Below are 12,892 nucleotides of genomic sequence, written 5' to 3' on the forward strand. Positions count from 1 at the left end.
TGAGCGAATCTAATCAATACTTTTTACTATAACGGCCGCTGATTAAAGAAAACATACATTAACCGTAAGTGTAAAGAAAAAAACCACAATCAATGATTATAACTATTGATTGTGGTTAATATCTATTTAAGCGAATAAAGGTTATTTAATTAACCTAGCGTCATCCTACAAAAACGACAACAACTCTTGGTCAAGCTGCATTAACGTTTTAGGATCTGCCATCATCGTTTTCGCTAACGATTTAGTTCTTGGTAACATGCGTTCAAAATAAAACTCTGCTGTTTTAATTTTTGCACGGTAAAAATCACGATTTTCTACATCTGTCGCTAACTTTTCGTAAGAGGCCTGTGCCATTTGAGCCCAAAAATAAGCCATAACGACATAACCAGAATACATTAAATAATCAACAGACGCTGAACCAATAATATCTCTATCTTTCTTAGCTTTAAGCGCTAATCTAAGAGAGTACTGTTGCCAGTTAGCTGTCGCTTTACTTAATGGCCAAATAAATTTATTCATTTGACGTTTATGCGGACTACTTGAAATCATGCTTTTATCTTTACAGAACGTGAGTATTTCTTTAGTAAAGGCTTTTAATGATTTACCACGCGTGAGTAAGATTTTACGACCAAGTAAATCTAGCGCCTGAATCCCTGTTGTGCCTTCATACAATGTTGCAATGCGAGCATCACGAACAATCTGCTCCATTCCCCATTCTTTTATAAAGCCATGACCACCAAATATTTGTAAGCCATGATTTGCACTTTCTGAGCCAAGTTCAGTTAGAAAAGCTTTAAGAATAGGAGTAATAAAACCTAAACGTTCATCTGCTGCTTCTTTTTCAGCATCCGTTTTTGCCATTTCTATATCATCAACAATCTTAGCCGTATAGTAAATCATGGCACGACCACCTTCTGATATAGCTTTCTGTGTCATCAACATTTTACGAACATCAGGATGAACAATAATAGGATCTGCTACTTGATCAGGAAATTTCTTGCCTGTAAGCGATCGCATCGACAAACGTTCTTTTGCGTAAATTAACGAGTTTTGATAGGCCAATTCTGCAGAACATACGCCTTGTAAGGCTGTACCTACACGCGCAGTATTCATAAAGGTGAACATACATTCTAACCCTTTATTTTCTGGGCCAATTAATTCACCAATAGCATTATCAAAATTAAGCACTGCCGTTGCAGAAGCTTTAATACCCATTTTATCTTCAATTGAACCACAAGTAACATGGTTGCCTTCACCTAAATTACCTTCTACATCAGTTTTGATTTTAGGCACAATAAATAAAGAGATACCACGTGTGCCTGATGGCGCATTAGGAAGCCTAGCGAGCACAATATGAATAATATTGTCTGTTAAATCATGCTCACCTGCTGAAATAAATATTTTCGTACCGGTGATACTGTAAGTACCATCGTCATTAGGCTCTGCTTTCGTTTTAACTTGTCCTAAATCAGTACCACATTGCGGCTCAGTTAAACACATAGTACCTGTCCAAGTACCTTCAGTTAAACGCGTTAGATAAAGCTCTTTTTGTGCATCGCTACCATGGGACTGTACTGTATTCATAGCACCATGACTTAATCCAGGATACATAGCCCAAGACCAGTTAGCTGTTCCCATCATTTCTGATTTAGCCATACCTAGCGACGGTGGCAAGCCCTGCCCGCCATGCTCGATAGGATGAGACAAACTTTGCCAGCCACCTTCAACATATTTGTTATAAGCTTCTTTAAAGCCTTTAGGCGTGGTTACAGTACCATTATCAAAGGTACAACCTTCTTTATCGCCACTTTGGTATAACGGTAATAATTCATTTTCACAAAACTTTGCACATTCTTGTAAAATGGCATCATTTAAATCAGGAGTTGCTTCGGCAAATTCAGGGTATTTTTGGTAATGTCCGTAATAATCAAATACATCTTCTATTAAAAATTTAATGTCTGCTATGGGTGCTTTGTAACTAAGCATAGTTTTCTCCTACCACTGAAGTAATTTAGGGGGCTGTGATAATATTAATAATTCACCTTAAGTAAATACGTTATATTTATGTTTACTTAAAGATCATCACTATAGGTAATACCAGTGATTAGAACACTGGTCATACCACCCGCGCAAGTTGTTTTTTGTTATTTTTTATGCGTAACAGTAGTGCGACTTACTAACTAGCTGTTTTATATGTATTAAAATAGTGAAACCTTCATTTAAAAAAGTGATAAAATAAACGATATAAAGCGACTATTTTAAAGCCTGAGAAAATATATGTCAGAAAGTTATTTAGAAATACAGTTAGATAAACAGCCCATAGAGTTATGCAAACTTCTTAAAATTGCTGATCTTGTTGCAGGTGGTGGTGAAGCAAAAGTTGTTATTAGTGAGGGGTATGTTTTACTCAATGGTGAAGTGGAATATCAAAAAAGGAAGAAAGTTTATCATGATGATATTGTTGAGTTTAATGGCGAGATATTACAGGTTGTGATCAATGAAGAATTAAATGAAATTGAGAGTTTCGATTCTGCTTCTGATGAAATAAAAGCATCTCCTGAACATTCGAGCAATAGTAAAGGTAAAAGTGCTCAACCAATTAATAAGTCGATGAATAATGAAGTAAAAAAAGCAGCACCAACAGTTGAAGGTACTGCTAAGGTTTCTAAAAGAAAACCTATTTCTTTTTAATTTAGTAATTTAGTACTATAAAACTGATATAAACAATTATTTAACGAGGTTAAGTACTTCGTTAGATAATCGAGTTATTTCTGACCAATTTTTAGTTGCTACAGCTTGACTAGGGACTAACCAAGAACCACCACAACAAGCAACATTTGATAGTGCTAAATAATCACGAACATTCTTTAAGTTAATTCCGCCTGTTGGGCAAAAAGTAATGTTAGGGAATGGACCACCAATCGCTTTAATTGCATTAACACCACCAGAAGCTTCTGCTGGGAAAAACTTCAAGTGATCATAGCCTAAATCTGCTGCGCCCATCAAATCTGAAACAGAAGAAACACCTGGAATTAAAGCAATACTACTTTCATTTCCTGCTTTTAATAAGTCAGGAGTTAAACCTGGACTTAACGCAAATTTAGCGCCAGCGTCAATTGATTGTTGTAAATGTAGACGATTAGTTACGGTACCAGCTCCAACAACTGCTTCAGGTAACTCTTTGGCAATAATACTAATTACATCTAGTGCAGCTGGTGTACGTAAAGTTACTTCTAACACTTTAATGCCTGCAGTTAAAAGCGCTTCTGCAATGGGTAAAGCATCTTCAACTTTATCAATAACGAGTACAGGAACGATAGGTCCCATTGCGAAAAGTTCTTTTGGCGTAATTTGCCAATTATTTAATGATGTCATAAATCCTCTATTCTATTTATTATTAAATATAATTTAATGTGTAGTTTTAAATTTTTTGAATGCGTTAACGTAGTTTGTTTAACAAAAGCCTTAATTTATCAACTCATTTACTCATCAAACAGAGAACAAGCACCTGTTTCTGCCGAGCTTAAGTTACGACGCATGAAGCCAAACAATTCACGGCCCATACCTTGATGATGACCATTCACTTGGAAAACTGAATTTTCACGAGCGGCTAACTCTTTTTCATCAACTAACAAAGTTAATTCACCTGTCTCACCATCTAAACTAATCATGTCGCCAGTTTTAACTTTAGCAATTAAACCGCCGTCTAATGCCTCTGGGCATAAATGGATCGCTGCAGGTACTTTACCTGAGGCACCAGACATACGACCATCAGTAACTAAAGCAACTTTAAATCCCTTGTCTTGTAAAACACCTAATGGTGGTGTTAATTTGTGTAATTCAGGCATACCACGAGCTTTCGGTCCTTGGAAGCGAACTACCGCAACAAAGTCCTTTTCTAACTCGCCATTGTCGAACGCAGACTGAAGCTCATGTTGATCTTCAAAAACAATTGCAGGTGCTTTAATCACAAGGTGATCTTCACTTAAAGACGATGTTTTTAAAACAGAGGTACCTAAATTACCTTTTAACGTTTTTAAACCGCCATCAGCTTTAAATGGTTTCGCAACTGTTGTAATTACTGCTTCGTCTAATGATTTTTCAACGCCATCAACCCACTTAAGTTGACCATTATCTAGTATTGGCTTTTGAGTATAACGAGTTAAGCCGCGCCCACAAATCGTTTCGACATCTTCATGCAATAAACCAGAATTAATTAACTCTTTAAATAATAATGCCATACCACCCGCTTCTTGGAAGTGGTTGATGTCGGCATGGCCATTTGGATAAATGCGAGTAATTAATGGCACAGCATGAGATAAATCATTAAAATCTTGGAAATTAATAATAATACCGGCAGCACGTGCAAACGCGATAATGTGCATAGTTAAGTTAGTAGAGCCGCCTGTAGCTAATAGCGCTACAATTGCATTAACAATAGACCGTTCATCAACCATTTGACCAATAGGCATGTAGTTGCCTGACTGCTGCGTTAAACGAGTTACTTGACGCGCAGCGGCTTTTGTTAATTCTTCACGTAATGGTGTATTAGGCGCAACAAAAGAAGCGCCCGGTAAATGTAAACCCATCACTTCAACGACTAACTGGTTAGAGTTAGCAGTACCAAAGAAAGTACATGTGCCTGCCGAGTGATAAGAAGCAGACTCAGCTTCTAACAAGGCAGCTTCGTCAACTTCACCTTGTGCATATTGCTGACGTACACGTGCTTTTTCTTTATTTGGAATACCTGAAGGCATAGGCCCTGCAGGAATAAAAGCCGTTGGTAAATGTCCAAATGTCATACTTGCAATCAATAAGCCAGGTACAATTTTATCGCAAATACCCAACATTAATGCGCCATCAAACATGTTATGAGATAAACCAACCGCTGTTGCCATAGCAATAACATCACGGCTCATTAGGCTTAAATCCATACCAGGCTGACCTTGTGTAACACCGTCACACATTGCAGGAACACCGCCAGCAAATTGCGCTACGCCACCCGTTGATTTAATCGCATCTTTGATAATTTGAGGATATTTTTCATAAGGCTGATGTGCACTCAACATATCATTGTATGCAGAAACAATAGCGACATCTGAATGGTTTAAACCTTTAATTGCTTGTTTATCTTCTTTATTACAAGCTGCAAAACCATGGGCTAAATTACCACAAGATAAGCTTGCACGATGAACCGTATTTGATTTTGCTGCCGCTATTTTAGCTAAGTACTCTTTTCGAGTTGCAGCACTTCGAGTGATAATACGTTCTGTAATATCTACTATTTCTTGCTTCATTGCTATTTTCATAGGTCTACTTCTTAATTTTTAACGGTAAATTATTAAATTAATATTTTTTATTAAATATTAATTTGCAGATAATATTCCTTATTTAGCCCAATATATTTGGGTATCGATCACATCACTGTGTAAAAAAGCTCTAATTGGCATTTCAAAAATATTGTGAGTGCTCAGAGCTTGATCTAATACTTGTTTTTTATTATCACCACAAACATGTAAAAACACATTTTTACTTTCTTTTAATGCCGCAAAGCTAAACGTTATACGCTGATGAGGTGCTGTTTTTGGTTGAATTTTCATTAGTGCATTTATATTAGTTACATCTAAGCCTTGTTCTATTTCATCACTACAAGGAAAAAGCGATGCGGTATGGCCATCTTCACCCATACCTAAAATAACGACATCTAATGGTAATAATGCATTATTAGCGGCTAAGTTAAGATCTGCTAAGGTTTCCTCACATAATTCATCGCCCTGCTTAAGGTGGAAGAATTTTGCAGAAGCAGCTTTATTAACTAACAAGTTTTCGTGCACTAATCGCGTATTACTATCGTCTGAATTTATATCAACCCAACGTTCATCAGCTAACGTAATCGTTACTTTCTTCCAATCAATGGATTTATTTGAAAGCGCTTTAAAAAAACCTTTAGGTGTTGAACCACCTGAAACAGCAATACTTGCTTTGCCTTTTAGCGTAATCGAAGACTCTAGTATTTTACTAATATTATCAGCTAACGATTCGTCTAATTGTTCTCTGCTATCAAAATTATTTAACTGATACATGATTATTCAACCCATTGGCGATCATCTCGCGCAATTAAAGAAATAGAAGATACAGGTCCCCATGACCCAGCAGCATATGGCTTCGGCGCTTCATTAGTTGATTTCCATGCATCGATAATGCTATCAGCCCAAGTCCAAGCAGCTTCAACCTCATCACGACTCACAAATAATGACTGGTTTCCATTAAGTACTTCAAGCATTAAACGCTCATAAGCATCAATCACCCTTTGATCTTTGTATGTATCGTTAAAACTTAAATCTAATTTATTTTCCTGAATATTCATTTGTGTAGCAATACCAGGAATTTTATTCATCATTTGCAATTCAACCCCTTCGTCAGGCTGCAAACGAATTGTTAATTTATTAGCTGGCAAATCACTGTGACTATCTTTAAAGATGTTATGTGGCTGCGCTTTAAAATGAACAACTATCTCACTATGCTTAGCTGGCATACGCTTACCCGTTCTTAAATAAAAGGGAACACCAGACCAGCGCCAATTATTAATTTCAGCTTTAATAGCAACAAACGTTTCTGTTTTACTCGTTGTATTAGCGCCTTCTTCATTCAAATAACCGGGTACACCGACACCATTTAAATAACCATCAGCATATTGGCCACGAACGGTTTTTTCTTTAACATTATTACGGTCAATCGGCGCAAGCGCTTTAACTGCTTTTAATTTTTCAGCACGAATACTCTCAGCACTTAAATCAGCAGGAGGCTCCATAGCTAAAAGAGATAATACTTGTAATAAATGGTTTTGAATCATGTCGCGCATTTGCCCGGCTTCATCGTAAAAACCCCAGCGCCCTTCTATGCCAACACTTTCAGCAACAGTTATTTGTACATGATCAATACTATTTCGATCCCAATTGGTCGTAAATAATGAATTAGCAAAACGCAATACCAACAAGTTTAATACTGTTTCTTTACCTAAATAATGATCAATACGGTAAATTTGATTTTCTTTGAAAAAACGGGCTACTTGATTATTAATGACTTTTGAAGATTCTAAACAATGGCCAATAGGCTTTTCCATTACCACACGATCATTGTCAGTAACAAGATTAGCATGATTTAAACCGTCACAAATATTGCCGTAAATTGCAGGAGATGTAGAGAAATAATAAACTCGAGTTTTATTACCTGCTAATAAGGTTTTGGCTAAGCCTTCGTAGGCTTCAACTTCTACTAAATCCACTTGCTGATAAACTAAACGCGCCATAAAACGGGCCAAAACCGATTCATCTAGTGATTCTTTTACAAAAGTATTAATATTTTCTAGCACAAAAGCTTTAAATTCTTCTAGATCATGCGTTGGACGAGCAACACCAATAATGCGGCTATTCTCATTAATTAATCCACATGCTTCTAATTGATATAAAGCAGGTAATAATTTACGGCGAGACAAATCACCTAAAGCACCAAAAATAACGATTTCACTGGCAGATTGACTATCTAATTTATTCATAAAACTCTCTGACCTCTTAATACCTCAGTATAGTAATACTGATGATAACTATCATTTTACTTTATGGGAACAATGAACAATAAAGTTATCTCCCACCTACTACGATTCACTTATAATTAAAATAAAGAAATCGGATTGTAACTTAGCTACATATACATCTAATTTAGCGTTTGAATGTTAATCAGTAAAGAACTTTCTGTAATTTTACTACATTTTATTTATAAAAAGTCTAAAAACAATAAAAATCTGATGTGAACCATAAGATTGTTCGAATTTAATGCCCTAACATTACCAATAAAACAAAGCAAACCTCTCTTTATTTATTAAATATTTGCAAAGTCACTGTGTTTTACATTATATTAACGTTAATTTATGAAATAAAATTTCATTTTTTATGTTACTAAAAGAGAAAATAAATTACAGTAAGCATATACGGTTATAATACAGTAACTATTATTAGTTATATAATTTCAATATTATCACGCCAATTAGTGGCTAGTAATAAGTAGGGCCAAGGTCACAAAATAATGAATATATTAGAAAAGATCACTAACGAGCTGGACACCCTAAGTAAATCTGAACGAAAAGTAGCTGAAGTTATACTCTCTTCGCCAAATACAGTTATTCACTCAAGTATAGCTGCCTTAGCAAAGCAAGCGAATATAAGTGAGCCAACCGTTAATCGTTTCTGTCGTAGATTAGATACAAAAGGTTACCCTGACTTTAAACTGCACTTAGCGCAAAGCTTAGCTAACGGCACTCCATATGTTAACCGCCATGTAGATGAAAATGATACGGCTGAAGATTATACCGATAAAATTTTTGAATCAACTATGGCTAATCTTGAATTAGCACGTAAAAGTTTAGATTCATCGTTGATTAATCGTTCTGTCGATGTACTTACTCAAGCCAACAAAATATCATTTTTTGGTTTAGGTGCTTCTGCGATTGTTGCACATGATGCTCAAAATAAATTTTTCCGCTTTAATGTTCCTGTTGTTTATTTTGATGACATATTAATGCAACGTATGAGTGCTATAAATAGTCGCCAAGGTGATGTTGTTATTGTGATATCGCATACAGGTAGAACAAAATCATTAGTTGAGGTTGCTAGTTTAGCCAAAGAAAATGATGCTACCGTGATTGGGATAACAACCAAAGATACACCACTTGCTAAAGAATGCAGTATTGTTTTATCCGTTGATGTTGCAGAAGATACCGATCTTTATATGCCAATGTCTTCAAGAATAGCGCAATTAGCGCTAATAGATGTACTTGCAACAGGCTTTACTTTAAGACGTGGTAGTAAATTTAGAGATAATTTAAAGAAAGTAAAAGATAGCTTAAGAAGTTCACGATTCGACCGTAAAGATTAATACAAAAGAAATTGTACAAAAATTGCAAAAAAACGAAAATAAAATATATTTTTAGACACATTAAAAAGTTATAAGGATTAACATGCCTAGAAGAACGAAGATTGTTGCTACCCTTGGTCCAGCAACTGATGATAAAGCAATATTAAAAGCAGTTCTTGCTGCTGGTGTAAACGTAGTAAGACTTAACTTTTCTCACGGCGTACCACAAGACCACATTGACAGAGCGAATAATGTACGCGAAGCGGCGAAAGAATTAGGTATATATGTTGGTATTTTAGGCGATTTACAAGGCCCTAAAATTCGCATATCTACATTTAAAGATGGTCCTATTAGATTAGCTATTGGCGACAAGTTTGAACTTGATGCTACTTTAGAAAAAGGCCAAGGCTGTCAAGAAAAAGTAGGTATTGATTACAAGAAGCTTGTACAAGATGTTAATGAAAATGACATTTTATTACTCGATGATGGTCGTGTTCAACTGAAAGTTTTATCAACATCTGATACCTCAGTATTTACTGAAGTAACTGTTGGTGGTCCATTATCAAATAATAAAGGCATTAATCGCCAAGGTGGTGGTTTAACTGCTCCGGCATTAACAGCTAAAGATAAAGAAGATATTAAATTGGCCGCTAAAATCAATGTTGATTTCTTAGCTGTTTCTTTCCCTCGTGATGCTGCAGATATGCGTGAAGCTCGCTCTTTAGCAGAAGCAGCGGGCTGTGATGCTCGCTTAGTTTCAAAAATTGAACGTGCTGAAGCTGTAAATGACAATGACGTACTTGATGGTATTATTTTAGCCTCTGATGTTGTTATGGTTGCTCGTGGTGATTTAGGTGTTGAAATTGGTGATGCTGAACTTGTTGGTAAACAAAAACACATTATCGCTCGTTCTCGTCGTTTAAACCGTGTAGTTATTACGGCAACACAAATGATGGAAACCATGATAGAGCAACCAATGCCAACGCGTGCTGAAGTTATGGATGTTGCAAACGCAGTATTAGATGGTACTGATGCAGTAATGTTAAGTGCAGAAACTGCTGCTGGTAAGTATCCAGTAGAAACAGTAACGGCAATGGCAAGTGTTTGTGTTGGCGCAGAAAAACACCGTTCGGTAAATATATCTAATCACAGAATGGATTTAACCTTTGATGAAATATCTGAAACGGTTGCCCTATCTGCTATGTATGCTGCAAACCACTTAAATGGTGTTACTGCTATTATTGCATTAACAGAGTCAGGTCAAACGAGTAAGTTAATGTCTCGTATTACTTCTGGATTACCTATTTACTCATTATCACGTCATGCTAAAACATTAAACAAAACAGCAATTTATCGTGGGGTTTACCCGATTTCTTTTGATTCAACTGATAGCAGTGTTGAAACGTTAAGTGATGATCTTTTAAGAGTTGTTTGTAAAAATTCAGAATTAGCCGTTGGTGATAAAATTATTTTAACCCACGGTGACTTAATGGAAACGGTTGGCGCTTCAAATACATTAAAAGTATTAACGCTTGCTGAAAAGCACTTTAGTTAATTAGTAATAGTTAAATACTAACCCTTAGCTACTAATGGTTAGTTACTACTGATTAATTACTAATGATAAGTTACTAAGACTAAATAGTTAAAACCCAATAAAAAAACAGCTAGTTTATAGATTTATTCTATAACCTAGCTGTTTTTTACTTTTCAGTACTACATTAATCATGATGCCAGTTTAGCTATCATTATTGTGCTATTTATCTAAACCGCCCATACATAAGTATTTAATTTCTAAATAATCATCTAAACCATACTTAGAGCCTTCACGACCATTGCCTGATTGTTTCATACCACCAAACGGCGCTGCCGCATTAGAAATTAACCCTTCGTTAATACCAACCATACCAAAATCTAAACCTTCAGCAACACGCCAAACTCGACCAATATCACGAGAATAAAAATAAGCAGCTAAACCGAATTCTGTATCATTAGCGATAGTAATCGCTTCACTTTCATCTTGGAAACTAATAATAGGTGCAACAGGCCCAAAGATTTCATAATGGGCTACTGGCATATCGTTAGTAACTTTGGAAAGTACTATGGGTGCTAAAAAATTTTCGCCAATAGATAGATCATAATCACCAAAAGTCAGCTCAGCGCCTTGACTAATAGATTCATCGATAAGTTTTCTAACCTCTTTAACAGCTTGTGCTGTGATCATAGGGCCAACCGTTACATCTTCATCTAGCCCATTACCAATAGACAAGGCCTTAACGGCTTCAATAAATTTTTCAGTAAACTCTGCTAATACATTTTCCTGCACTAGAATACGATTAGTACAAACACATGTTTGACCCGCATTTCTATATTTAGACACTAACGCGCCAGCAACAGCGGCATCAATATCAGCATCATCAAAGACAATAAATGGTGCATTACCACCTAACTCCATTGATACTTTTTTAACGGTAGTAGCACATTGGCTAATAAGCGACTTACCTACCTCTGTAGAGCCCGTAAAAGTAAACTTAGCAATGTCTTTGTGTTCGGTTAATATCTTTCCCATTCCTCGAGCATCATCACCTACTACAACATTAAAAACACCTGCAGGTATGCCTGCCCTTTCAGCAAGCTCTGCCATCGCAAGTGCAGATAGAGGTGTTTGTGTTGCCGGTCTAACAACAAAAGTACAACCAGCAGCAAGTGCCGCCGCTGCTTTTCGAGCAATCATTGCATTAGGAAAGTTCCATGGGGTAATAGCAGCAACAACACCAATAGGTTGTTTTATCACAACAATACGCTTATCGCCTGATGAAGCTGGAATTGTATCGCCATAAATTCGCTTACCTTCTTCAGCAAACCATTCAATAAAAGAAGCACCATAAGCAACTTCGCCTTTTGCTTCAGCTAAAGGTTTACCTTGCTCAGATGTTAAAATACGACCCAAATCATCTTGGTTTGCCATCATTAAATCAAACCAATTACGTAATAAGGTAGAACGTTCATTTGCTGATTTTGCAGACCATGCCTTTAACGCCTTTTTAGCTGATTGTATCGCTAATTCAGTTTCAGTCACGCCAGCATTGCACACCTTAGCAATTTCTTCACCTGTAGCGGGGTTTAGAATTGCTATTTCATTAACACAATAGTGCCAACAACCATTGATATAAGAAGCGTGTTTTAATAATTTTTGATCGTTTAAATGTTGCATACTTATTGAACCCTTAAATAATATTATATGGCAAAAAATAGTGCTCTATAGCCGTTATTATAGCGTACAAATAAAATTATTTAGAGAAGTCTATCAAGACCATTTTCAAGAGGTTTGTATATATAGCGTGCTTAGAAAAATAGATCAGGGTAAGACATTGGTTAGTTAGGGTATTAGCCACAGTGAAAGTAGCTTTTTGATTCGCGATATTAGTATTTTGTTTAATGATTATCGGAGGGTAATAATAGTAAGAACGAAAAAACTGTGAAGTATAGATAAAAGGCTATTACCTATACTTCTTTTGTTATGTGTTCTTTATAGTGATTTTCGATTAATTCTAAAATTAGTTAACTTTAAAATTAGTTAACTTTAAAATTATTAACTGTTGTAAACCCATGCTAAAAAGCATTTTGAATCAATTACATTAGTAAATTTAATTAATTTTGAACCGTTTTGATCAGTAACAACAATATTATTTTTGTTAACTGAAATAGATTGTACAGGAGATTTAATTGAATAAATCATTCCTTTGTATGTATAAGACATAATAAAACTCTTTTAATTTGCGTTTAGACGCATGAATAATAAAAGCTATATTATTGTGTGAAAACTTTTCGATATTTATAAATATCAACTCAATACGAGATTATATCTCGATAACTCAGACAATAATTGAAGCTTAATAATTTGAGTGATGGCTAACTGTGAAAGGGAAAGACAAAACAATGATTATCGTAGAAGATAACCTGTTAGATAAACGAGAGGAGAGTA

Annotated in this window: 10 protein-coding genes; 3 read left to right on the forward strand and 7 right to left on the reverse strand. The window is 35.7% G+C overall.

From position 1 onward, the window contains the following. Positions 1-165: 165 nt before the first annotated feature. On the reverse strand, positions 166-1,986 hold the full coding sequence (locus GQS55_RS12580) for an acyl-CoA dehydrogenase C-terminal domain-containing protein (protein WP_159820850.1): 1,821 nt from the start codon (positions 1,984-1,986) through the stop codon (positions 166-168). A gap of 291 nt (positions 1,987-2,277) precedes the next feature. Between GQS55_RS12580 and GQS55_RS12585 the strand changes: the two genes are divergently transcribed. Beyond that, a complete protein-coding gene (locus GQS55_RS12585) occupies positions 2,278-2,691 on the forward strand; it encodes an RNA-binding S4 domain-containing protein (protein WP_159820851.1) in 414 nt (137 codons plus the stop codon). A 36-nt stretch (positions 2,692-2,727) separates the two neighbouring features. Here GQS55_RS12585 and GQS55_RS12590 read toward each other — a convergent pair whose 3' ends face one another. The 4 genes from GQS55_RS12590 to zwf all read right to left on the reverse strand — a co-directional run bounded on the left by GQS55_RS12590 (position 2,728) and on the right by zwf (position 7,555). After that, positions 2,728-3,375, reverse strand: coding sequence for a bifunctional 4-hydroxy-2-oxoglutarate aldolase/2-dehydro-3-deoxy-phosphogluconate aldolase (locus tag GQS55_RS12590; protein ID WP_159820852.1), 648 nt, complete (start codon positions 3,373-3,375; stop codon positions 2,728-2,730). Between the two features lie 107 nt (positions 3,376-3,482). After that, on the reverse strand, positions 3,483-5,297 hold the full coding sequence (gene edd / locus GQS55_RS12595; protein WP_159822822.1) for a phosphogluconate dehydratase: 1,815 nt from the start codon (positions 5,295-5,297) through the stop codon (positions 3,483-3,485). Positions 5,298-5,387: 90 nt separating this feature from the next. Next, positions 5,388-6,083, reverse strand: a complete 696-nt coding sequence (gene pgl / locus GQS55_RS12600; RefSeq protein ID WP_159820853.1) for a 6-phosphogluconolactonase — start codon at positions 6,081-6,083, stop codon at positions 5,388-5,390. A gap of 2 nt (positions 6,084-6,085) precedes the next feature. After that, entirely contained in the window at positions 6,086-7,555 is a 1,470-nt protein-coding gene (zwf, locus tag GQS55_RS12605; protein ID WP_159820854.1) for a glucose-6-phosphate dehydrogenase, read from the reverse strand. Between the two features lie 527 nt (positions 7,556-8,082). Between zwf and GQS55_RS12610 the strand changes: the two genes are divergently transcribed. Continuing rightward, entirely contained in the window at positions 8,083-8,931 is an 849-nt protein-coding gene (locus tag GQS55_RS12610; protein ID WP_159820855.1) for a MurR/RpiR family transcriptional regulator, read from the forward strand. Positions 8,932-9,013: 82 nt separating this feature from the next. Continuing rightward, complete coding sequence (gene pyk / locus GQS55_RS12615) at positions 9,014-10,465, forward strand: pyruvate kinase (protein ID WP_159820856.1); 1,452 nt, start codon at positions 9,014-9,016, stop codon at positions 10,463-10,465. Positions 10,466-10,663: 198 nt separating this feature from the next. On the opposite strand, the gene GQS55_RS12620 is transcribed toward pyk, so the two are convergent. After that, positions 10,664-12,121 carry an NAD-dependent succinate-semialdehyde dehydrogenase gene (locus GQS55_RS12620; protein ID WP_159820857.1) on the reverse strand — a complete coding sequence of 486 codons (1,458 nt, stop codon included), beginning with the start codon at positions 12,119-12,121 and terminating at the stop codon, positions 10,664-10,666. Between the two features lie 378 nt (positions 12,122-12,499). Beyond that, positions 12,500-12,667 (reverse strand): hypothetical protein, encoded by a 168-nt coding sequence (locus GQS55_RS19875; protein ID WP_201294511.1) that lies wholly within the window; start codon positions 12,665-12,667, stop codon positions 12,500-12,502. Positions 12,668-12,892 lie beyond the last annotated feature (225 nt).

The organism is Colwellia sp. 20A7 (assembly GCF_009832865.1).
Taxonomy (GTDB): Bacteria; Pseudomonadota; Gammaproteobacteria; order Enterobacterales; family Alteromonadaceae; genus Colwellia.